Here is a 23,451-nt window from a genome sequence, read left to right as displayed (position 1 = left end):
ACCAAAACTACACAAAAAGAGGATGGACAGGATGGAAAACATGGAAAACATGATGGAAAACATGAAATGCGTGACGGTATATACCAACGAGTTCGAGAAATTTTCGGATATCTTCGAGCAAATACTCGTCAGCGATATTCCGGAGAACGAAGACACGGAAATCGAAGGCGTAACGGTCGGCCTTGTGACGGAAATTCCCGAAGAGTACATCGAACAAATGCGCGTAAAACCGGAAGTCGTTGTAATGCGCGACAAGAAACGCAACATCACGATTTTGCAGCACGGAAAAATTTTCGAAATTTTCATCCCGTCCGTTTAAGTTTCGCTTGCGAACGTTGAAACGGCGCTGAACCTGGAGGAGCATATGGCGGACATGACAATGAATTCCAGGGATCTGCACAAGAAATTAGAGCGGCTGCGTGCCGCTCTAATTTCATATGAAGATCCTGAAATAGCAGACAAGATCAGCCAACTTGAATACAAATGGAATCAAAAAGAGCTGACGCTTGCTTTTCTCGGACATTTTTCAGCCGGAAAGTCAAGTCTGATCAATGCCTTGTGTGGGGGGCCTTTATTGCCGTCCGGCCCGCTTCCGACGACGGCAAATGCAGCGATTATCCGAAGCGGAGAACGTCGTGCGGAGATCACTTTGCATCCGGCTGCGGAAGCAGCCGACGTGCCGGGAGTCGACTCAGACCTGCACGGGAAGCCGAAGAAGCTTATATTGGCGCCTGAAGAGATGGAAGACGCATTAGCCCTTTATTGCAAAGACGGGGAAGCCTATGCCACGGTTGAAATTTGGGGGGATATTCCGCTGCTGCGCCATGGCGGAGCCTTTCTGGATACGCCTGGCGTCGATTCTACCGATGCTGCCCATGCTTCGGCAACCGATGCCGCGCTGCATTTGGCGGATGTCGTATTCTATGTGATGGATTATAACCATGTTCAATCCGAAACCAATTTGGCGTTTGCCAAAAGTTTATCCGATCTGGGCAAGCCGCTCGTTTTGATCGTGAATCAAGTCGATAAGCATCGGGAAGGAGAGCTGCCGTTTACGCATTACCAGGAAACGGTCGAGCGTACCTTTGCAGACTGGCAGATTAACGCTGCCGGAATCTTATATTTGTCGGTTAAGCACCCCGATCATCCGCTGAGCGATTGGCAGCGTCTTATAACGCTAATCGAGCGCCTGCTCGAAGAGCGGGAGGAACTGCTGAGACGCGGTATTCGTTTGGCTGCGCATGATTTGATCGAACGGCATCTGACTCGCGAACGGGATATTCGGCCGGAAGAAGCGGCTTCGCTGACCGAGGCGGAGGCGGAAAACGAAGGCATCGCGGAAGCGAACTTGCAAGCGCTTCAGTCGGCACGAAGCGAACTGCTTGATGCGGGAACCGTGCTTCGCGATCGGCTGATGGCAGATATCGGGCGAATTCTTGATAATGCGCCGATCATGCCTGCTTCGCTGCGTGATCTTGTTCAGTCGTATCTGGAATCCGCAGCGCCCGGTTTCCGGGCAGGCGGACTGTTCGGTTCTAAGAAACGGACGGAAAAAGAACGGGAAGATCGGCTTCAGACCGCAGCTTCCGATTTCTCCGAACGCGTGGAAGCGGGCCTCGACGTTCACGTCCGGGAACGTTTGCGGGCGTTCGGGCGCGAGATCGGCGTCTGGGATGCCGATCGGGAGGCGCAGCTCGAGCAGGCGCTTCCGCGCGTCGAGAACGGCTGGATAACCGGGCTTCTCAAATCCGATGTCCGGTTGTCGCCCGAATACGTGATGAACTTTACCGGCGATTTGCGTGCCGATGCGCTCGGCCGATTCCGCAGGGCGTCGTTGGAGTTTGCCGATCGCCTTTTGGACAGCCGCGGACCGCGGGACGCGGAAAAGTTGGCGTTACTCGAACGGGAGATCGCGGAAGCTTCCTCGTTCGCGGATAAAGCACGCCGCCGCCGGGAAGTCCGCAAAGCGCTGGATGTTCGCGAAGCGGGGCTGATCGATATAATCGGCGCCATTGATGAACGTTCGCCTGTTCGGCTGGCTGCGTTGGACGAGCTGCTGAGCGCTAAGCGGCATTTGAAGCGCAGGAGCGCTCAAGCGACAACCGCAGACGATTTCCTTCTCGAGACCATCGAGCCGGCGGCCGGGGAAACGGAAGCTGCAGACGATTCAGGCGACGAGGAAGTGTTTTCTTCCGTTTTCGGGACCGAAGGCGGGGAAGAATCCGCCGCTTCGGGGCGGCTCGGCATTTTGCAAGCGTCGGCCGAGCGTTTGAACGAGGCCGTAGGATTGCTTGAACCGCTGCCGGCATTCAGTTCCGCTTTGCGTGCCATGCGCGAACGGGAAGCGTCGCTGAGGGAAGGACGGTTCACTCTGGCATTATTCGGCGCGTTCAGCGCCGGAAAATCTTCTTTCGCGAACGCTTTGCTCGGGGATTCTTATTTGCCGGTGTCGCCGCATCCGACAACCGCGGCTATCAGCCGGATCATGGCACCTGAACGCGCCGAGGATCACGGCAGGGCGCTGATCGTCATGAAGACCGCCGAGGAAGTAGCCGGAGATCTGGCGGACGCGTGCGAATTGTTGGGACTTCGGGATCCCGCGCTTGGCCGTTGGCGCGCCGAGGTCCGGTCGTTGACGCCTGATCGTATCCATCCGTCCGGACGCGCGCATTACAGCTTCCTGCGTGCCGCGGATGCGGGATACGATCTTGCCGAGCCTTTGCTCGGAACCGAACTGCTTACGGAATCCGCGGAATTCCGCTTGTATGCTGCCGATGAAAGCCGGGCCTGCTTCGTCAAGCGGATCGACGTATACATCGATTCGGAATGGACCCGCCAAGGCATCGTCCTGGTGGACACCCCCGGAGCGGATTCGGTGCATGCCCGTCATACGGGAGTTACGTTCGACTACATGAAAAATGCCGACGCGCTCGTATTCGTGACGTATTACAATCATGCGTTTTCGCGGGCTGATCGTCAGTTTTTGGCCCAGCTCGGCCGGGTCAAAGGCAGCGACAGCGTCGACAAAACGTTTTTCATCGTCAATGCCGCCGATCTTGCCGATTCCGAAGAAGAATGCGCGGGAGTAACCGCGCACTTGGAAGAGAGGCTGCGCGCGGAGGGCATTTTAAAACCGAGGATTTACCCGGTGTCCAGTTTGAACGCGCTTGACCGCAAAAAGTCCGCGCCGCGAAAAAACAACGCCGCGCAATATCGTTCCGTTGAATTCCCCGATGTCGAAGGCATCGACCGATTCGCGGATTTCGAACGGGAACTGATGCATTTCGCCGCCGAAGAATTGGCGGGACTCGCCGCGGCCGCCGCCGACCGCGAGATCGAAGCGGCTCGCGAACGGATCGCCGGCTGGATCGAAGAAGCGACGCAAGGCGAGCAAGAGAAGCAAGCCCGGGCAGAGCGGATCGAACTTTCGCTTGCCGAAGCGAAAACGATCATCGGTACGGGCGGAGCGGCCGATAAGCTTCCCGAGCTGTCGCGCGAGATCCGGGAGCTGCTGTTCCATGTTCGGCAGCGGATCGAGTTCCGTTTCAACGCTTGGTTCGCCGAAAGCTTTAACCCGGCGATCCTGCATGCGGGAAGCGGCGATCTCAAAGCGGCTTTCCTGGCTTGCGGCCGGGAGTTGTCGCGCATGGTGGCGCGCGAAGCGGAAAACGAGCTGCTCGCCACCGGCCTTCGGGTCGAGCGGGCAGGCCAACGCATGCTGAAAGAAGGAGCGAAGGACGTCTTGGAAAAGCTGTCCGCGTTGGGAGCTCCGTTCGACCTGCCGGAGCAAGGAGACGGCGGAGAATGGCAAACGCCGGAAATTTCCGAAGTAAAGCTCGGCGGAGCATTAAACTGGGGAGCGCTCTGGCCTTTGTTCAAAAATCCCAAAGCTTTCTTCGAACAGCGCGGACGCGATTTCGTTCGCGAAGCCGCTTTGGCGACTTTCCGCGAAGCCATGCAGCAGATCACCGAAGCCAGGCTGCCCGAATTCGAATCCTTCTACGGCAGGCAGTTGGCCGAAAAGCAGAAGGAGCTCGCGCAAGCTGTTCTGCGGCAGGCGGAAGAAGCGGCCGAAGGACTTAGATTATCGTTGTCTGGTAAATCCGATACCGATTCCTGGAGACGGATCGAAGATCGTCTTAAAAAAATACTGGAATCGGAAACTACGGCAAGCGTGTAAGACGTTCGAAAGTCCCGACTTTAAGCAAGATAGTTTCCAAATAAATATTTAGCAGGCAATGTCATACATTTTATGTCACTTGTCTGCCTTTTTTTGTATTCGAATAAGGTTTCGAGTCTCAATTTGCTGGGTAACTCATAAGATAAAAGACTCATTGTCGTTAGTCATATGGATGCAGTTGGCACGATCGGGTCCCTAAGTTAAGCAGGCGGGAGAGAATATCATGAATGACATCTTGAAAATCCTATCACTAAACGGGGTATATTTAACGATTGCGTTAATGGGTTCGATTGCGGCATGTATGTTGATTGTCTACGGAGCGGCATGGAAAAGTTCGGAGCTGCGCACGGGGCGGGTCAGGCGACGGCAAAGCATTGTCATTTTGCTGGCTACGGCCGCTTTCAGCATCGATCATATCATCGCTCCGCTTTCGCTGACGCTTCCAATCAACAAGGAATACTACGCGATACATTTTATTTTTACCGTTTTAGGCTGCTTGGCGGCCACCGCGCTGGCCATGCGCTACGCGGTCAAGCCTCCGAGCGGTTCGGGCCGTTTCTTTTTGACCGGCTTGATCGTATCGTTGACCATCTTGATTTTCGATTACGTCAACGTCGTGATTTTGTTCCGCGACTTCGCGGTATGGAACCCGGATCTTGTCGCCTTGACGGTAGGGCTTACGTTATGCGTGGGATTCGCCGTGATCCGGTTGCTGGCGTTATCCAACCGCAACCGCGAACTCGGACTGAACTCTCGCTGGACGCTGCCCGGCATCGTATTATGCGGCATCGCGCTGTTCGGGGCCCCTATTTTGAGCGTGTTGTCCGTGCTGCCTTTGGATGTCTATAACCAACTGGGCGAAATCGGCGAAAATCGGGCTTTTTTGCTCCCCTACCTCATTATGTTGGCTATCGTATGCTGCCTCGTTGCCATCCCGGACGATTTCCTGCGCGTAAGAGAAAAGCTGCAAACTCGAAAAATCCTCGAAAGGGAACAACATTACATCTCCTTATACGAGCATAACCCCGACGGCGTGTTGGAATTCGATCAACAAGGCGTCGTGATGGGCATGAACGAACAAGCGGAAGCCGTCGCCAAAAAGTTGGGCAAAAAAGTCGTCGGTTCCAAGTTCAGCGATTTGTTTTCGGGCGAGCAGCGGCGGATCGTGGCCGAACACATGAAAACGGTGCTCGGCGGACGACACGGCACGGCCGAGATCGACGTGAGAGGGCCGGACGGCAATATGCAGTCGTATGCGCTGACTTCGCTGCCGATCGTCGTGGAACGGCATGTCGTGGGCGCTTACAGCATGGCCAAAAACATCACCAAACGCAAACGCGATCAGGAAACAATCCGTCATTTGGCTTATCACGACGAATTGACGGGGTTGGCTAACCGGCGTTCCTACGAAAACACGCTGGAGCGATATGCGCATTACGGCGAAGGAAAACCGGAGCCGTTTACTTTGCTGTTCGTGGATCTGGATCGTTTTAAGCGGGTAAACGACTTCTTCGGCCATGCTTTCGGCGATTTGGTCATCAAGCATGCCGGACGGCTGATCAAGGAGAGCATTCCTTCGAGCGCTTTTCTCGCGCGGATGGGCGGAGACGAATTCACGGTCATTTTGCCCGGCGTATGCCGCCGCGCCGAAATAGAAAAATGGGCGGGACAGATCGTCGACCGCTTCAACGAACCGTTCGAAATCGGCAAACATACGGTCAAATTGTCGGCTTCGGTCGGAATCGCGCGTTATCCGGAAGACAGCTTGTCGAGCGATCTGCTTACGAAATACGCGGACGCGGCCATGTACGTGGCCAAGCAGAACGGCAGCTCGCAGTATCGCTTTTACGACGCGGCCAGCGACCGTACGAGCCAGGAAGAGATCTGGCTGGAACAAGAACTCGAATATGCGGTCGACCGCGATCAACTGCGACTGCTTTATCAACCGAAATTCGATATCCGTACCAGCCGCATCATCGGTTACGAAGCGCTATTGCGTTGGGATCATCCTGTTCACGGCGAAATTTCGCCGCTGCGTTTCATTCCGCTGGCGGAAAAAAGCGGCATGATCGTGCCGATCGAACAATGGGTACTGCGTACTGCCTGCACGCAAGCGAAACGTTGGGAACTTGCCGGCCGATCTTCGCTGCCGATGGCGGTCAACATCTCCCAAGTTCATCTAATGAAGCCGGATATTTATGAATCGATTCTCCAAACGCTGCAAGAAACGGAATTCGATCCGCATCTGCTGGAACTGGAAATCACGGAAAGCGCGATGATGCATAACGAAGACCATGTCATCGAAATTCTCGACAAACTTAAAGAAGCCGGCATTTCGGTATCCATGGACGACTTCGGAACAGGTTACAGCTCGCTTAGCTATCTGCACAGCCTTCCGATCAACTGCCTCAAGATCGACCGCTCGTTCATCCGCAAAATCACGACGGACAAAGACAGCAAAGCGATCGCCGAAATGATCATTTCGATGGCCAAGCAGTTAGGCTTGAAAATCATTGCCGAAGGCGTGGAAACCAAAGAGCAAGTAGCGCTGCTGCAAGAGCTTCAATGTTATAATGTGCAAGGATTTTATTACAGCCGTCCGCTGACCCCGGAACAGGTAGACCGTGCGCACGTTTCTTGAACGATCCGATAGATGGGATCCCCGATTCAATAAGTCGCTGAATCGGGGATTTTTGCTGTTGATTTCATATAAACAAAAATAATATGATGAAAAATTCGAAATAGTAAAATCTGAAACTATTGCGAGCGCATGCGTTCAGCAAACGCGCTATGCCTATTCCGAATACTGAAAAATGGTGTAAAATAAAAACCGCAGCGGTTGGCAGATTCTCGCGAAAATAGGATCGAAGCAGCCGCAAAGTCTTTTAGGGCGTGTCCGCAAACTTTGAAAATGACGTCGTTAAATTTGCGTATACACCTAAGCAAAGGAGAATAGAATCTTTATGTCCTCGTTCCGATTGAAATCCGGTGATAGGGTCGCATTGATCGCTTGTTCGGACGGCTTGGCACCGGAAGACCGTGCGCGAATCGAAGCGCTGAGCGGGCAATTGCGCAGCTTCGGACTTCAGGTCGAAGAATCGCGCACGCTGATCCGAACCGCAGGGCCTTTCAGCGGTACGCCGCGCGAACGTGCAGATGAATTGAATCGTTTGTTCGCCGATCCGCGGGTTGCCGCTATTTTCGATATATCCGGCGGAGATGCGGCGAATCAGATTTTGCCGCTGCTTCATTATGAGGCCATTCGGAATTCCGGCAAGCCGTTGTTCGGCTTGAGCGACTTGTCCGCGGTATTGAACGCAGTGTCCGCCCGCAGCGGCATTCGGACTTACCATTATCGAACGATGAACCTGATTGGGGCCTACGCAGAACGTCAACGCGAAGCTTTTTATCGGACGTTCTTTGAAGGATTGCCGGATTTGCATAATTTCGATTTTGAATTTTTGCAGGGAGAATATTTGAACGGAGATGTGATCGGCGGGAATTTGCGTTGTCTGCTCAAACTTGCGGGAACTCCCTATTGGCCGGACGTTACCGGAAAAGTTCTTTTGCTTGAATCGTTGGGCGGGGGAGCGGCAAGAATTGCGTCGCTGCTTTCCCAACTCTCCCAGACCGGGGCTTTGGAGCGTTGTTCGGGACTCCTGCTGGGAACGTTCACGGAATTGGAAAGCCGCGGCGAATTCGGAATCGTGCGCGACCTACTGTTCGAATTGACGCAAGACCGGGGCATTCCCATTGTAAAATCGAGTCAGATCGGACATGGCGAAGACGCGAAGTGCGTCGTGCTCAGTTAGGAAGTTTTCAAACACGCTGAGAAAGGAGGCTGCGCAATGAAGCTTGGTAAGCGGTGGTTCGGACACGCGAAACGATCGTCCCAGATGCAGTCCGAAGCAGAACAAGGCATAGCGGATCAGCAAGAGCAAAAGGATCCTGCGCATGCGGGCCTTTCTTCCAAACCCGGATTCGACACGGCAATCTTTGCAGGAGGCTGCTTCTGGTGCATGGTCTCGCCGTTCGACGAATTGCCGGGCATCGTCTCGGTCGTCTCCGGATACACCGGAGGGCATACCGAAAATCCGACGTATGACGAAGTGGCGAGCGAGACGACCGGACACGCCGAAGCTGTGCGAATCGTATTCGATCCGGAGATTTTCCCGTACAAAAGATTATTGGAACTGTTCTGGCAGCAGGTCGATCCGACGGACGCCGGCGGTCAATTTCAGGATCGCGGCGCTTCCTACCGAACCGCGATTTTCACGAGCAACGATCAACAGCGCCAGGAAGCCGAAGCGTCCAAGCGCGATCTGCAAAAAAGCGGCCGCTTCAAAAGCAAAATTGTCACCGAAATTACCGAAGCCGGTCCGTTTTACCCTGCCGAAGAAGAACATCAGGATTATTATAAACGCAGCTTCGGCCATTACCGTCTATACCGCCAACATTCGGGTCGCGATACGTTTATTCGCGACCACTGGGATACCGACCGCGACCGCGAACGGTTACGTCAGCAGTTGACCGAGACCGAATATAACGTCATGATCCGCGGCGATATGGAACCGGCTTTTGATAACGCGTACTGGAACGAAACGCGCCGGGGCACTTACGTCGACCGCCTAAGCGGCGACCCCTTGTTCGACGCGGCCGACAAATACGACGCCGGCGACGGCTGGCCCGCTTTCTCCAAGACCTCCGGCAGCCGCCTGGTCAAACGCGAAGCCGCCCTCGGCGGCGGCGGCGTCCGAACCGCTTTAGTCAGCCGTCTGACCGGCATCAAACTCGGTTATCTTCTCTACGACGGTCCTAGCGACGAACATCTCCACTACCGCGTAAACTCCGCCGCCCTCCGTTTCCTCCCTGAAAGCGAAACAGACTAACACTCTGGCATATACTTCAACTGCAATTGCCTGAGTGTTATTTTTGATTTCTAAATTGATATTTGATTTGATCTTGGCTAATGCTTTAATCACTTGCATTTGCTTTAATCACTTTCCCTTCCCTGACTACTCCCCAAACGGTCTTATCCTTTTGAAGAAGCTGCCAGCAGAGGGAGAAATTCAGTGAAAGACGCCTTTGAGCACGGAAAGTCGAAGACTTTCTGCGCGAGACAGCGTCTTGAACGAATTTTTCCCTCTGTGTCCCGCGCTTCCCCACCAAATTAAGACCTTCCCCCTCCATCTTTTAAGCGTTATAATATGGAAGAATCTTATAGACGCTGGAGGGATTTGATGAAAAAAGGAAGAATGTTTTATAAAACGTTTATTCCAATCCTTCTGCTGGGCGTCGCCCTGGCAGTCAGTTTCGGGATCTACACGTATATTCAGACCGTCCGGTCGGTCATCGATAGCGTAGCCGAAGAAAAGCAAAACTCCATTACCCAAATCAAAAATAATCTGGAGCAAAAAATACGCACTATTGAATACGCTTTCAATACATACAGCACGACGGTCTCTTTTGATCAGGTTGTTAATAATCCGATTACCGAACGCGATTTTGTCGCTTATCGGGAAGTAAACTCCCAACTCAACTATATCGCCACGATGGGCTTGGAAGGGGCCGAATATACGTTAATCAGCCTGAAAAGAGACTGGATGATCTCGAACGGGACGCTATCCTATATCGATGCCGCGGAGAAAGAGCGCTTGTATCAGCAATACATCAATAACCGGGAGAAAGGCCTGTTCTGGATCAAAACGGAGACCGGAATCCGATTCGTCAATACGCTGCCCGCTTTTTCGACGAACAAAGATGCGATCGCGCTGTCGGACCTATCGTTGAATACGTTGGGCCGGACGCTTCGAAGCGAAGACGGCGCCCGAGTGTTTATTTTGAACAAACAAGGCGAGTTGATGTACGATACCGACTCGGACTCGCCGATCCATGAAGCCGAGCGATTGAATTTGACTCGGATCGCGGGCGACGGCGAGACCAAAGGCATGATCGACGCAAAATCAAGCAATGAAACGAAAGGCGATTTGATTTATTCGCGCTCCGCTTACAACAATTGGACCTATTTCACCGTGCTTGATCCCAAAGAAATCGCCGGCGCTTTAAAAGCGACCCGATTCGGATTGATCGCCATGGAGCTGGCTTTGATCTTGCTGATCGCCGTGGTCGCTTACGTGATCGCTGCCCGTTTTACCAAACCGATCAGCCAGATCACGAGCAGTCTGCCGGACCATGCCTCGCCGCGCGGCAAAAACGAAGTCGATTGGATTTTGTCTTCGATCAATCGGCTGCTCAGCGAAAAGCAAAGCCTGGAAACCTTGATGGAAGCCGAACAGCCGCAGCTTCAGACGCAGTTCGTGCTGAATCTGTTCCGCAGTCGCATCTCGGCAGGGGAGCTGGAGCATCAGTTGAAGCGTCTGGGCTACGAAGGAAGCCAGTCCAGACAATACGTCACCATGCTGGTTCAACTCGACAACGTAGGCAAACGGGATACGCCGGATCGGGACGTGCTGCTGCTCGCGGTCAACAAGATCGCGGAGGAGATTATTCCCGCTCGGATACGCATGCTGCCGGTTATTTTGAACGACGACACGCAGGCGACGATTCTGATGTTCGACGATCACGGCGAGCAGGAGATCCGTCGGCAGATGCTGGAATATGCCAAACAGATGGTACGCGCAGTCAAAGACTATCTCAAGCTGTCTGTCAGCGTCGGCATCAGCCGAGCTTATCCGAATCTGCTCAAAAGCCGCGAAGCATGCGAAATGAGCAAGCAGGCGCTGCATCAGCGTTTGAATCTGGGCAAAGAATCAATTATCTTTTACGAAGATATCGAGTCGGTGGTGTCCGGTCCGGTGCTGCTGCATTATCCGGCGCACTTGGAATCCAAACTGTTCGACGCGATCCGCATAGGCGACGAAGGGCAGGTGTCGGCGGCGCTGTATCCGCTGCTGGCCGAATTCATGAAAAAAAGCCGCAATTCGATGAACCTGGAAGTGATGCTCGTGCGGCTGGTCAACAATCTGATCCAACTGGAGCAGCTGCTCGGGATCGAAGTGCTGCTGACCGCGGACAATCATGCATTGTACCATCGTTTGCTCAGTATCCGCAATCCCGAGGAGGTGGAGCGCATACTGGTCGAGCAGGTCATTTTCCCGATGGTTCGCAGCATGGAAAAGAAAACGAATGAGCAATTCCGCTGCTTGTCTCAGACGATTGCCGATATCGTGCATGAGGAGTACGACCGGGAGCTGTCCTTGGAGATGATCGGGGAAAGGCTGCATTACAATCCCAACTACCTCAGCAGCATTTTCAAAAAAGAATTCTCCGTCACCTTCAGCGATTACCTAATGGGCTACCGACTCGACATGGCGAAAAAATGGCTGACCGAGACCGACAAGACGGTTAAAGAGATCGCCGAACGGCTTCAATACCATAATCCGCAAAATTTTATTCGTTCGTTCCGTAAAAAAGAACAGGTGACGCCCGGCGTGTACCGCAAGCTCAGACAAAACGTGTAATGCACGAAAAGCCCCGTGCTCCTGTGGCTCCACAGAAGAACGGGGCTTCGTTATATACAGTCGCAATATCCGGTTCGGGTGACGTGCCAACAAGAACCGATCAGCCTTTGACTGCTCCCAGCAGCGCGCCTTTCGTAAAGTGCTTCTGCACGAACGGATACGCGATCAGCATCGGAATGGTCGCGACCACGATTACGGCCATTTTGATCGTCTGTGCGGGAGGGATGACATCAACTGATGTGCCTTCCGCCTGCATGCCGCTCGACACGATAACGATCTGGCGCAGCAGCACCTGAATCGGCCATTTGACGGAATCGGTTAGATACAAGATCGCCGTCATATACGTATTCCAGTAGGTCACGGCGTAAAAGAGCGAGATGGTCGCGATCGACGGCAAAGCGAGAGGAAGCATGATTTTCAGGAAAATGCCGAAGTCGTTGCTGCCGTCGATTTTTGCGGATTCCTCCAGCTCGTCAGGCAGCGCCTGGAAAAAGTTCCGCATGATGATCAGGTTGAACGCATTGACGGCAACCGGGAGAATCAGGGACCAGTAGGAGTCGATCAGGCCGGTTCCTTTCACCACCAGGAAGGTCGGGATCATCCCGCCGCTGAACAGCATGGAGAACACGACGACGAAGTTGATGAAGTTGCGCCCTCTTAAATATTTGCGCGACAGTCCGTAAGCCATGAGCGCGGTCAGCACCATGCTCACGACCGTTCCGACCAACGTCACGCCGACCGATACGCCTAGTCCTTTAAAGATCGTCGGGGTGGATAAAATGTAGCGGTAAGCATCCAAAGAGAACGTGGTCGGGAACAGAATGAACTTTTTCGATACGACCTCCTGGGTGGACGCGAACGAGCTGGCGATCACATTAATGAACGGTAACAGACAGATGAGCGCGATCAGGATCAGCAGCGTGTAGTTGACGATATTGAATAACCGACTGCCGAGTGTTTGCTTGCGACGTGAAGAAGAATGCTCCATCTTATGAACCTCCTTATGGACTTGAGTGCCTATCTCCACGATACCAGCGGCGTTGCGTTCCGTATATAATCCGCGCATGAGGTGATGGGCGCATCAGACTTTGTTTACCGGATAATCATCAGCTCCGGGAGTAATCATCAGAAGTGTTCCGTCGACGACAAATCCCGTAACGGCGGCATTTTGGAAGCGTTATCATGTGATGATTATATACGGAATCGGCCTTTGCGCTTACGCTGAGAAAGCAATCGGAATTCAAAGTGAGAGTGAGGTCGGTTAACGATGGCAAAGCCGGTGAACGTGTCCGATGCGTCCCTGCTGAAGCATGATCGTCAAGCCGTGCGCAAACGCGGATTTAGCATTCGCAAGCACATGCTGCTGTATCTGATGATCCTGCCCGGTTTTCTCTATTTTGTCGTATTCAAGTATTTCCCGATGGGAGGCCTGGTCATTGCCTTTCAGGATTACCAGCCGTACCGAGGCATTATGGGCAGCGAATGGGTAGGGTTGAAACATTTTATCCGCCTGTTCACGGAACCTACCTTCTTTATGCTGCTGCGCAACACGCTCGTCCTGTTCGCGATGAACATCATTTTCTTTTTCCCGTTACCGATTATTCTCGCGCTCATGCTCAACGAAGTTCGGCACAAGTTTTTCAAAAACTCGATCCAGACCATTATCTACATTCCGCATTTCATGTCCTGGGTCATCATCGTTTCCATTACTTATGTATTCCTGACGGTCGACGGCGGCGTGCTGAACGAGCTGCTGGCCGCGGTGGGACTGCCTAAGATCAGCTTCCTCACCTCGTCGGAGTGGCTGCGTACCGTGTACATCGGACAAATTATTTGGAAAGAACTCGGCTGGTCGACGATTATCTACCTGGCCGCGATTACCGTCGTCGATACGCAGTTGTACGAAGCGGCGGAGATGGACGGAGCAGGGCGTCTGCGCAAGACCTGGCATGTCACGCTTCCCGCGATCCGTCCGGTCATTATCACCCTGCTCATTCTGAAGATCGGCAGCACGCTGGATCTCGGCTTCGAGCATATGTACCTGCTGCTGAATTCCCTCAACCGCGAAGTGGCGGAAATTTTCGATACGTACATCTATACGGCGGGGCTTAAGAACGGTCAACTTAGCTACAGTACGACCGTCGGTTTGTTCAAAGGCGTAGTCGGACTGGTGCTGGTCATGTTGTCCAACCGGCTTGCCAAAAAGATGGGGGAAGACGGCGTGTATTGATTAGGCTTCACAAGCGAAGATTTTATTCCAAAAAAGAAGGGGTAATCACATGAAAAAAGTTGCGAGAAAAGCCCGTAAAACGGGTGCGCTGCTGCTGTGTACCACAATTCTTCTGCTTAGTGCCTGCAGCGGTGGAGGAAGTAGCAATCAAGCCGCTTCAGGCGAGCCGTACGACGAAAATTCGAAAGCGAATATCAGTTGGCTGAATATCCTGCACACCGCTTCTCCGCCGACCGATACCATTTTGAACAAGATTGAAGAGAAGACCAACGCCGATATTCAATTCTCCTGGATTCCGGATGCTTCGAAAGAAGAACGGATCAATACCTCGCTGGCCTCCGACTCGTTGGCCGATATCGTGACGCTGACGCTGCTCGATAACTCTTCCGTGCGAAACTCGCTCAAATCCGGGCTGTTCTGGGACGTAGAGCCGTATCTGAACGATTATCCGAACCTGGCGAAGATTTCCGAGGATACGCGCCGTTCGGCTTCGATCAGCGGGACGCTTTACGGGGTTCCGTTCCAAAAGGATCTGGCGCGCAACGGCATCACGATCCGCAAAGATTGGCTCGACAAGCTGGGTCTGGAGACGCCGCATACGACCGCGGAGTTGATGGAAGTCGCGCGGGCATTCACGGAGGATGATCCCGACGGCAACGGCAAAGACGATACGACAGGCTTTGTGGATCGCAGCGACCTGATCTACGGGGCATTCAAAACGCTAAGCTCCTACTTCGGAACGCCGAATATTTGGGAAGTGGACGCAGACGGTAAAATGACGCCGGAGTTCATGACCCAAGGTTACGTGGACACGATGGATTACATGAAAGAACTGTATCAAAAAGGGTATATTAATCAGGACTTCGCCGTGACCGCCAAAACCGACCAACAGCAGAAGTTCGCGCAAGGTCGTGCCGGCATCTACGTAGGCGCAATCTTCGATAGTAAAAACTTATTGAACATGGCGAAAGGCATTCAAGACGACATGGAGCTGGTGCTCGTTAACGATATCACCTCGACTGGCAATGAAGCGGACCGTGCGATCTGGGCAGCCAACAACGGCATCGGCGGCCTGCTGTCATTCCCGAGATCCGAAGTCAAAGACGAAGCCGAGTTGAAAAGAGTGCTGAAGTTCGTCAACGACCTGCTCGACGAAGACGTCTATGCGCTGATGACTTACGGCATCGAAGGCACGCACTATACGGTGGACGATCAGGATGCGGCGACGATTACGGATACGGATCTGTGGCAGCAGGAAGTGCAGCCGTTCTCGGCCAGCCGTCCGAAAGAGAGCGGGTTCAAGATTCATGACGCCGACCCGCTGAAAAAAGAATCCGATAAGCTGATCGCGGACAACGCCAATTATGCGGTACTGAATCCGGCGTACTCGCTGGAATCGGAGACGTATAACACGCAAGGCTCCGAGCTGCAAAAAACGATCACGGACGCGACGTATAAGTACATTCTGGGCGAGCTTGATCGTGCCGGATTCGATGCCGCGGTTGAAAGCTGGAAAAAATCCGGCGGAGATGCAATCATTGCCGAATATGAAGCCGCTTACAAAGAAGTTCAATCGTAAATCGTTGAGATCGGCGTTGTAACGGGCGGCTGCCGGAATCATTCGGTAGCCGCTTCGGCATGACAGACAAGTTACTGGCTCAATAATCAGAGTTCGATGAGGGAGGCACACATGGATCATCAACAAGAGTTGACCAAGCAAGGCTGGGCCGTGCGCACGGCGGAATCGATCATGGAGCGAAGTCCGCTGCTGCATGCGTGCAACGGGCACGGAGGCAAATGGTCGTACGATTACGGCGTGGTGTTAAAAGGTTTTGAAGCGTTATGGCGTCGTACCGGAGATGAACGATACTTTCTTTATATGCAAAAACAGATAGACGAATTCGTGCAGGAAGACGGTAGGATCCGAGGCTATGCCCAGGATGAGTACAATATCGACCATATCAACAACGGCAAGCTGATGTTCGCGCTTCATAACAAGACGGGCGAAGCCAAATACCGTACGGCTGCGGATCTGCTGCGCGGGCAATTGGCAAGCCATCCCCGGACCTCCGAAGGTGCCTTTTGGCATAAACAGATTTATCCGTATCAGATCTGGCTGGACGGCTTGTACATGGGAGCGCCGTTCTATCTGCAATATCAGCTTGAATTTGCCGGAGGCGAAGGGCTGGATGACGTAACGAAGCAATTCCTTTTATGCGAAAAGCATACGCGGGACGCGAAAACGGGACTGCTCTATCATGCCTGGGACGAGAAAAAAGTTCAACCGTGGTGCGATCCGCAAACGGGGTTGTCTCCGCATTTCTGGGGGCGTTCGCTCGGCTGGTTCGTCATGGCGCTCGTCGATACGCTGGAGCTGCTTCCGGCAACTCAATCCGACGCTCCGGAGCTGCGGCGGATTTTGACCGATACGCTGACGGCGCTCCGCCGTTATCAGGATGCGGATTCCGGCGCCTGGTACCAGATCGTCGACCAGGCCGACCGGAAAGGCAATTACCGGGAAGCGTCCGCCACTTCCATGATCGCTTACGCGATGGCAAAAGGCATCCGTCTCGGCGCGTTGGACGATAGCTGGCGGGAGCCGTTGGAGCTGGCTTTCCGCGGCCTGATCGACGAATTCGTGCTCGAAACGAAAGAAGGGTGGATCAACCTGAACAAAAACTGCCAGGTTGCGGGACTCGGCGGCGCGGATCAGCGCGACGGCAGCTTTGCTTATTATATCAGCGAGCCGATCGTCACGAATGACCAGAAAGGGTTGGGCGCATTTTTGCAAGCGTGCGTCGAGTATGAGTTGTTGCTGCCAAGACCGACGAATTCCGGCGCATCATCAGATCAATACGCTTCCCGGTCCGATCAAGCCGTGCACAAGACCGCGCCATCGACTGGAGTGTCCTCGGTTGGAGCGGAAGGAGCGAGCTGACGTGGCCCTATATAACGTTACGGATTACGGAGCGCTGCCCAACACGGAACAATCTTCGACGAGCGGAATTCAGGCGGCTATCGATGCCGCTTCGTTGGCGGGAGGAGGGACGGTTTTCGTGCCGCCGGGAATCTATTTAACGGGTTCCGTCTCGCTCCGCAGCCATATCGAGCTTCGGCTCAGTCCGGGTTCCGTGCTGAAATTCAGTACCGATCCCGCCGAGTATCCGATCGTCGAATCCCGTTGGGAGGGAGCGAACCGTCAGGTATACGCGTCCTGCCTGTACGGAGCCGATCTGGAAAACGTATCGGTGACCGGAAACGGAACGCTGGACGGCTGCGGACAAGCATGGTGGGATCGGCATCGCGGCGCTTCGGAGGAACTGCGTTATCCGCGTCCTAAGCTCATCGGCCTGGATCGCTGCCGCCGGGTCACGCTGCGCGACTTGCATTTAGTGAATTCGCCAAGCTGGACGGTGAACCCGATGCGCTGCCAAGACGTGACGATCGACAACCTGTCGATCTTGAACCCGGCCGATTCGCCGAATACCGACGGAATCAATCCCGAGTCGTGTTCCGGCGTACGGATTGTAAACTGCCATATCGATGTCGGCGATGATTGTATCGCGATCAAATCCGGCACCGAAGACGCGGAAGAGCGAATCCCCTGCGAAAACATTTCCATTGCCGACTGCACGATGCTGCATGGACACGGTGCCGTCGTGCTTGGCAGCGAGATGAGCGGAGACATTCGTAACGTAGTCATTCAGAACTGCGTGTTCAAGGAAACGGAACGCGGCATTCGATTCAAATCCAGACGCGGACGCGGCGGGATCGTCGAAGATATTAGGGTCAGCAATATCGTCATGGAAAACGTGATTTGCCCGTTCATTCTGAATCTGTATTATTTCTGCGGACCGCGCGGTCAGGACCGGTATGTATGGGACAAGAATCCGTACCCGGTAACGAAGGAGACGCCGATCTTCCGCAGGATTCACTTTGCTCATATTACGGCTCGCCAGGTGCATGCCGCTGCCGGATTTTTGTACGGCTTGGCCGAGATGCCGATCTCCGAAGTGACTTTCGACGATATCGAGATTTCGATGGCGGAGGATGCGACGCCCGGGCTTCCTGCCATGATGGCCGATCTTGAGCCGATGCGCGCCAGAGGATTTTATTTGGGAAACGTGCGGGATATCGCGTTCCATCGGGTGCGGGTTGCGCAGCACGAAGGTCCGGCCTTTTATATCGAAAACGGAGAAGAAGTAGACGTTGCGAATTGCCGTTCCGTGCATACCGCGCAGCCGGAACGTCTGGTGCAAGTTGCGGATTCGGGCGAAGTTTAACGAACGGAGGGATCTAAGATGCCGATGTGGGTAGGGGCAGAACCCTTTTGCGAATATGCGACGATCGGCGAGGCGGTCGAAGAACTGGAACGTCGCGATCCGCAAATTCCCGAAACGTTATATATCTTATCGGGGACGTACCGCGAGCAGCTCGAAATTCATCGGTCCGACTTGAAGATGATCGGCGTAGGCCAAGTGACTATCGAGATGAATCGTTATGCCCGGGAAAAGGGAGCGGACGGCGAGGAGATCGGAACCTTCGCCACGCCGACGCTTTTTTTGGGCGGAAGCGATCTGCAGGTGGAAAATATAACGGTCTCGAATACGGCGGGACAGGGAGAATCCGTCGGGCAGGCGATCGCGGTTGCGGCTTACTGCGATCGGACTGTTTTTCGCTCCTGTATATTTAAAGGACATCAAGATACGTTATTCACGGGCCCGCTGCCGCCTTCTCCGAAGAAAGGTTCTGCCTTCGGAGGTATCGAAATCCGTCATCGCCACAAACAGTACCGGCAGCTGTACATGAATTGCCGAATCGAAGGGACCGTGGACTACATATTCGGCGGGGCTTGCGCTTATTTTGAACAATGCGAATTGCACAGTCTGGCTCGTCCGGATCGGGAGTCGGCGGGTTACGTCACGGCCGCTTCGACGCCAGAGCATCAACCCTTCGGCTATGTTTTTCGCGAATGTGTGCTGACTGCTGCCCCTGATGTTGCAATGTCCTCCGTCTATCTGGGTCGCCCGTGGCGAGCTTATGCCCGAACGGTATTTTCCGATTGCCGAATGGGAAGCCATATTTACCCGGCCGGCTGGGATCATTGGAGGGATGCCGCAAACGAGCACACGGCAGACTATCGGGAATATGGAAGCATAACCGCGAATCGCTCAAGTCAACGAGTTCTTTGGGCGATTAATGATACATCCCCAAGCACATTGTGGAGCAAGGCGGAAGTTTTTGCGGATGAACGTTTTTGGTAATTTCGATCGAATAAGTACGTTGACCCTATTGGAGATGCAGTTTGCGTGGTCAACGTAATAGAAAAGACCGTTTCTAATCGAATGGACAGCGTGCATGATGCGGGTCGTTTGATATAGAAACAGTCTTTTTGGTTTGTTGAATAGCTGTTGGACGGCTATTGGAGAGAAAGGGTGGAGAGATGTCGCGATATTGAATATAAGTTGTCCGAAAAGTGTATGGAACAGGCGATTATACAGGGCTTTTTTTGTTATCTGGAAAGACTGTTTTTAAAAATGTTAAAGCGTTTTCGAATTTTTTAGGCCATATTTTTCGAAATTCGCCAAAGTCGCCGAATAAGCGAGGATATGAGACTATTTCATATAAATGAATGCGCTGACAACGCCAATCGCATGCAGAGCCGCTCCCTTGCCGGAATACGCTTTTTTCCTCGCTTTGCCGGGATAAAGGCGTGGTGATAAACTGCATTATGCTCAAGCATTGCAACCGTATACGGAAATTGGGAAACCGAAAGAAATTCGGCAATCCCGAAAACGAGGAGGAAAGACATGAACGTTCTCAGGCGACTGCAGGACTATTACTGGGAGAAGAAGACGTATATGTTCGTCTCGATTCTTTTTCTGGCAATCGCCACTGCCTTGGGGTTGGTGTACCCCAAATTACTTCAGGTTTTGATCGATGACGTGATTACACCGCGCAATTTCGAATTGGTGCCGCAGCTTGCGTTGGCAGTGGTCGGCGTCGTAACGCTCAAAGCGATCATGCAGTTTTTGCATGGCTTCTTCGGCGCGCGTCTCGGTAACTTTTTGGCTTACCGGCTGCGCAATGCCTGCTACGAGAAACTGCAATTTCTGTCGTTTCGTTATTACGATACGGCGAGAACGGGCGATTTGATGTCCCGTCTGACCGGCGATCTGGAAGCGATCCGATTGTTTATCGGCTTCGGGTTCGCCCAAATCCTCAATTTGTTCTTGATGGTAGGCTTCGGCGCCGCAATGATGCTGTCGATCAATTGGCAATTGACGCTGTGGACGCTGATCACGATTCCGCCGCTGGTATTCGTAGCGATCCGCTTCGAATCGCGAATCCATCCGGCCTTTCAGGAAATGCGCCTTGCGCTGGGTTCGCTGACAACGGCTGTTCAGGAGAACGTTACAGGGGTCCGCACGGTCAAAGCTTTTGCGCGCGAACCGCACGAGGTCGGCAAGTTTTCGCTGCGCAACGACCGGTACAAAGACAATCAGCTTCATGCTTCGGGGCTTTGGAGCCGCTACTTCCCCGTTATGGAACTTCTGGCTTCCGGCTGCGCGGTGCTTCTGCTCGGCGTCGGCGGCACGATGGTCATTCGCGGAACGCTGACGATTGGTGAACTGGTCGCTTTCTTCAGTTTGATCTGGTACATTATCGGACCGATGTGGGGATTGGGCTTCCATATCAACAACTATACGCAATCCGAAGCTTCCGGTGAACGGGTACTCGGGATTCTGGACAGACCGATCGACGTTCGCGACAAAGAAAACGCCCTGGCCCTCGACCCGGAAACGGTTCGCGGACAGGTAACGTTCGAAAAAGTCGGATTCGCCTACGGCAACAAGCTGCACGCGGTGCATGATATCAATCTGGATGCGCCTCCGGGCAAAGTGATCGGATTGCTGGGCGGAACCGGCGCCGGCAAATCGACGATCATTCAGCTTCTGATGCGCGCCTATGACGTTACCGAAGGATCGATCAAGTTCGACGGCGTCGATATCCGCGATCTTCGCGTTGAAGATCTGCGGGGGCAGATCGCAACCGTATTCCAAGAGACCTTCTTGTTCTCATCGACGATCAAAGGCAATATCGGGTACGGAATGAACGACGTTCCGATAGAAGACGTCGTTCGCGCGGCCAAGTTGGCCAAAGCGCATGATTTCATCATGGAAATGAAGGACGGCTACGACACCGTAGTCGGCGAGCGGGGCATGGGCTTGTCCGGCGGCCAGAAGCAGCGGATCGCGATAGCGCGCGCGCTGCTCAAAAATCCGAAAATCCTGATTCTGGACGATGCGACGAGCGCCGTCGACATGGAGACCGAACACGAAATCCAAGCCGGTTTCCAAGAGGTGATGAAAGGACGGACGACGTTTATCATCGCGCACCGCATTTCTTCGCTTCGCCATGCCGACGAAATTCTAGTCTTGAACGAAGGGCATATCGTGCAAAGAGGCCGTCACGAACAATTGATTGCCCAGCCCGGGCCTTATCAGGAAGTCTATAACATTCAATACGCCGACCATATCGCGCGAACGGCGGAAGACGAAGAAGGGAGGGGGAGCCTGTGAGCACGCACGGAGAAAAGTTCAATCCCAAGCTCGGCAAAAAAGCGCAGAGCGACCCCAACCAAAGCCGTTTCGTCTATAAGGACGACGACGATATCGACAAGGCGTTCAATTGGAAACAATTCGGCCGGCTATTTTCGTACATGCGTCCGTACGCCAAACAGATGCTGCCGCTGATTCTGATCATGACGGTTCTCGGAACGGTCACGAAACTCGCGGTTCCGTATCTGACCGGGGTCGTGGCAATCGACGGAGCGATCAAAAACGGCGACCAAAGGCTGCTCTACATCGTAACGGCCGCGGTGCTCGGATTGTATCTCGTACAATGGGTCGCCAACGTTTTCCGGATCAAGTATACGAATATTATCGGGCAGCGGGTCATTTACGATATTCGCTCTTCGCTGTTTAAGCATATCCAGAAGCTTTCGTTCAACTTCTTCGATAAGCGTCCGGCGGGATCCGTGCTTGTACGGGTGACGAATGACGTCAACTCGCTGCAAGACTTGTTCACGAACGGTGCGGTCAACGCGATGATCGACTGCGTTCAGCTGGCGGGGATCATGGTCATTCTGCTGCTGATTAACTGGAAATTGGGACTTGCCGTGATGATTACCGTTCCGATCATGTTCTTCATCTCGACCAAGCTGCGCCAGAAGATTCGCATGGCTTGGCAGGATGTCCGCATCAAGAACTCCCGGATCAATTCGCACTTGAACGAAGCGATCCAGGGAATTCGCGTAACCCAAGCCTATACGCAGGAAAAAGAAAACATGAAGTTCTTCAACGGCATGAACGCGGACAGCCGGAAATCCTGGAACCGCGCTTCGACCATGAACCAGGCCTTCGGGCCGATGATCGAGATCACGGGCGGGGTCGGATCGATGATCCTGTTCTGGTACGGTACTTACCTGATCCAACAAGGCGAAGTCACGGTCGGTCTGCTCGTGACGTTCGCGAACTACGTCGGCAACTTCTGGGATCCGATCAACCGCCTGGGTCAAATGTACAACCAGCTGCTCGTGGCGATGGCTTCGTCGGAACGCATTTTCGAATTCTTGGACGAGGAGCCGAGCATCGACGATAAGCCGGGAGCGAAGCCGCTGCCTAAAATTCGGGGCGACGTCAATCTGGACAAGGTCGTGTTCGAATACGAACCGGGACGCCAAGCGCTCAAGAGCATCGACATCGAAGCCAAAGCCGGGCAATCCATCGCGCTCGTCGGCCATACCGGCTCCGGCAAGTCGACGATCATCAATCTGCTCAGCCGCTTTTACGACGTGAGCGAAGGCTCCGTCAAGCTCGACGGCATCGACGTGCGGGACGTCAAGCTGGAAAGCTTACGGGCGCAGATCGGAATCGTGCTGCAAGACACGTTCATTTTCTCGGGTACCATTCGCGAAAATATTCGCTTCGGCCGTTTGGACGCGACCGACGCGGAGATTGAAGAAGTGACGCGGGCCGTCAAAGCGCACGACTTTATTATGGCGCTGCCGGGCGGCTACGATACGGAAGTCGAAGAACGGGGAAGCGCGCTTTCGATGGGGCAGCGACAATTGCTTTCGTTCGCGCGCGCCCTGCTTGCCGATCCGCGCATCCTGATCCTGGACGAAGCCACGGCCAGCATCGACACGGAGACGGAATTGAGGATTCAGGAAGCGCTCAAGATCCTTCTTCAAGGAAGAACTTCCTTCATCGTGGCACACCGTCTCTCTACGATTCGTCACGCCGATAAGATCATCGTGCTCGACCACGGCGAGATCAAGGAACAAGGCACGCATTCCGAATTGATTAAACATGGCGGCATTTACAACGGTTTGGTCGAAGCGCAATTCCGTTTTCTGTAAAAGGAAGTTTTCTTTGAAAGTTTCTTCGTTAACTAAAATTTTTCTTGGAAAACCTGCGACATTTTTCGCGGGTTTTCGCTATTTTTTCATAAAAATTTGAGCGATCGGGGTTGCAATTCAGTCTGCCAGCAGACAA

At 53.6% G+C, this 23,451-nt stretch carries 14 protein-coding genes; 13 read left to right on the top strand and 1 reads right to left on the bottom strand.

Annotated elements, in window-relative coordinates; genetic code table 11:
* The first annotated feature begins 61 nt into the window (after window positions 1-61).
* The 6 genes from SACSAC_RS18560 (at window position 62) to SACSAC_RS18535 (ending at window position 11,661) form a co-directional block, all read left to right on the top strand.
* A complete protein-coding gene (locus SACSAC_RS18560) occupies window positions 62-319 on the top strand; it encodes a hypothetical protein (RefSeq protein ID WP_037293207.1) in 258 nt (85 codons plus the stop codon).
* Window positions 320-373: 54 nt separating this feature from the next.
* Window positions 374-4,180: a dynamin family protein gene (locus SACSAC_RS18555; RefSeq protein ID WP_051507244.1), complete on the top strand. Its 3,807-nt coding sequence runs from the start codon at window positions 374-376 to the stop codon at window positions 4,178-4,180.
* A gap of 223 nt (window positions 4,181-4,403) precedes the next feature.
* Window positions 4,404-6,821 (top strand): putative bifunctional diguanylate cyclase/phosphodiesterase, encoded by a 2,418-nt coding sequence (locus SACSAC_RS18550; RefSeq protein ID WP_037289151.1) that lies wholly within the window; start codon window positions 4,404-4,406, stop codon window positions 6,819-6,821.
* 322 nt (window positions 6,822-7,143) lie between these two features.
* Window positions 7,144-7,992, top strand: coding sequence for a S66 peptidase family protein (locus tag SACSAC_RS18545; protein ID WP_037289149.1), 849 nt, complete (start codon window positions 7,144-7,146; stop codon window positions 7,990-7,992).
* A 36-nt stretch (window positions 7,993-8,028) separates the two neighbouring features.
* A complete protein-coding gene (gene msrA / locus SACSAC_RS18540) occupies window positions 8,029-9,069 on the top strand; it encodes a peptide-methionine (S)-S-oxide reductase MsrA (RefSeq protein WP_084778192.1) in 1,041 nt (346 codons plus the stop codon).
* Between the two features lie 351 nt (window positions 9,070-9,420).
* Window positions 9,421-11,661 carry an AraC family transcriptional regulator gene (locus SACSAC_RS18535; protein WP_037289147.1) on the top strand — a complete coding sequence of 747 codons (2,241 nt, stop codon included), beginning with the start codon at window positions 9,421-9,423 and terminating at the stop codon, window positions 11,659-11,661.
* 100 nt (window positions 11,662-11,761) lie between these two features.
* Here the strand turns inward: SACSAC_RS18535 and SACSAC_RS18530 are convergent, their stop codons facing one another.
* Entirely contained in the window at window positions 11,762-12,649 is an 888-nt protein-coding gene (locus SACSAC_RS18530; RefSeq protein ID WP_037289145.1) for a carbohydrate ABC transporter permease, read from the bottom strand.
* 369 nt (window positions 12,650-13,018) lie between these two features.
* Here SACSAC_RS18530 and SACSAC_RS18525 point away from each other — a divergent pair, with 369 nt between their 5' ends.
* The 7 genes from SACSAC_RS18525 to SACSAC_RS18495 all read left to right on the top strand — a co-directional run bounded on the left by SACSAC_RS18525 (window position 13,019) and on the right by SACSAC_RS18495 (window position 23,315).
* A complete protein-coding gene (locus tag SACSAC_RS18525; RefSeq protein ID WP_245608752.1) occupies window positions 13,019-13,891 on the top strand; it encodes an ABC transporter permease in 873 nt (290 codons plus the stop codon).
* Window positions 13,892-13,940: 49 nt separating this feature from the next.
* A complete protein-coding gene (locus SACSAC_RS18520; protein ID WP_037289141.1) occupies window positions 13,941-15,470 on the top strand; it encodes an extracellular solute-binding protein in 1,530 nt (509 codons plus the stop codon).
* A 111-nt stretch (window positions 15,471-15,581) separates the two neighbouring features.
* On the top strand, window positions 15,582-16,829 hold the full coding sequence (locus tag SACSAC_RS18515) for a glycoside hydrolase family 88/105 protein (RefSeq protein ID WP_051507243.1): 1,248 nt from the start codon (window positions 15,582-15,584) through the stop codon (window positions 16,827-16,829).
* 1 nt (window position 16,830) lies between these two features.
* A complete protein-coding gene (locus tag SACSAC_RS18510) occupies window positions 16,831-18,174 on the top strand; it encodes a glycoside hydrolase family 28 protein (protein ID WP_037289139.1) in 1,344 nt (447 codons plus the stop codon).
* A 24-nt stretch (window positions 18,175-18,198) separates the two neighbouring features.
* Entirely contained in the window at window positions 18,199-19,155 is a 957-nt protein-coding gene (locus SACSAC_RS18505) for a pectinesterase family protein (protein WP_037293198.1), read from the top strand.
* 546 nt (window positions 19,156-19,701) lie between these two features.
* Complete coding sequence (locus tag SACSAC_RS18500; RefSeq protein ID WP_037289137.1) at window positions 19,702-21,474, top strand: ABC transporter ATP-binding protein; 1,773 nt, start codon at window positions 19,702-19,704, stop codon at window positions 21,472-21,474.
* Complete coding sequence (locus SACSAC_RS18495) at window positions 21,471-23,315, top strand: ABC transporter ATP-binding protein (protein WP_037289135.1); 1,845 nt, start codon at window positions 21,471-21,473, stop codon at window positions 23,313-23,315. Before SACSAC_RS18500 ends, SACSAC_RS18495 begins: the two co-directional genes overlap by 4 nt.
* Window positions 23,316-23,451: the final 136 nt, after the last annotated feature.

The sequence above is a fragment of the Saccharibacillus sacchari DSM 19268 genome, assembly GCF_000585395.1.
In the GTDB taxonomy this organism is placed as follows: Bacteria; Bacillota; Bacilli; order Paenibacillales; family Paenibacillaceae; genus Saccharibacillus; species Saccharibacillus sacchari.
This window is presented reverse-complemented; position numbering and strand designations above follow the sequence as displayed.

Excerpts from the sequence above, each read along its gene's own strand:
- SACSAC_RS18560 (WP_037293207.1), top strand. The coding sequence starts at position 62 with ATGAAATGCGTGACGGTATATACCAACGAGTTCGAGAAATTTTCGGAT.
- SACSAC_RS18555 (WP_051507244.1), top strand. The coding sequence starts at position 374 with ATGACAATGAATTCCAGGGATCTGCACAAGAAATTAGAGCGGCTGCGT.
- SACSAC_RS18550 (WP_037289151.1), top strand. The coding sequence starts at position 4,404 with ATGAATGACATCTTGAAAATCCTATCACTAAACGGGGTATATTTAACG.
- SACSAC_RS18545 (WP_037289149.1), top strand. The coding sequence starts at position 7,144 with ATGTCCTCGTTCCGATTGAAATCCGGTGATAGGGTCGCATTGATCGCT.
- msrA (WP_084778192.1), top strand. The coding sequence starts at position 8,029 with ATGAAGCTTGGTAAGCGGTGGTTCGGACACGCGAAACGATCGTCCCAG.
- SACSAC_RS18535 (WP_037289147.1), top strand. The coding sequence starts at position 9,421 with ATGAAAAAAGGAAGAATGTTTTATAAAACGTTTATTCCAATCCTTCTG.
- SACSAC_RS18530 (WP_037289145.1), bottom strand. The coding sequence starts at position 12,649 with ATGGAGCATTCTTCTTCACGTCGCAAGCAAACACTCGGCAGTCGGTTA.
- SACSAC_RS18525 (WP_245608752.1), top strand. The coding sequence starts at position 13,019 with ATGCTGCTGTATCTGATGATCCTGCCCGGTTTTCTCTATTTTGTCGTA.
- SACSAC_RS18520 (WP_037289141.1), top strand. The coding sequence starts at position 13,941 with ATGAAAAAAGTTGCGAGAAAAGCCCGTAAAACGGGTGCGCTGCTGCTG.
- SACSAC_RS18515 (WP_051507243.1), top strand. The coding sequence starts at position 15,582 with ATGGATCATCAACAAGAGTTGACCAAGCAAGGCTGGGCCGTGCGCACG.
- SACSAC_RS18505 (WP_037293198.1), top strand. The coding sequence starts at position 18,199 with ATGTGGGTAGGGGCAGAACCCTTTTGCGAATATGCGACGATCGGCGAG.
- SACSAC_RS18500 (WP_037289137.1), top strand. The coding sequence starts at position 19,702 with ATGAACGTTCTCAGGCGACTGCAGGACTATTACTGGGAGAAGAAGACG.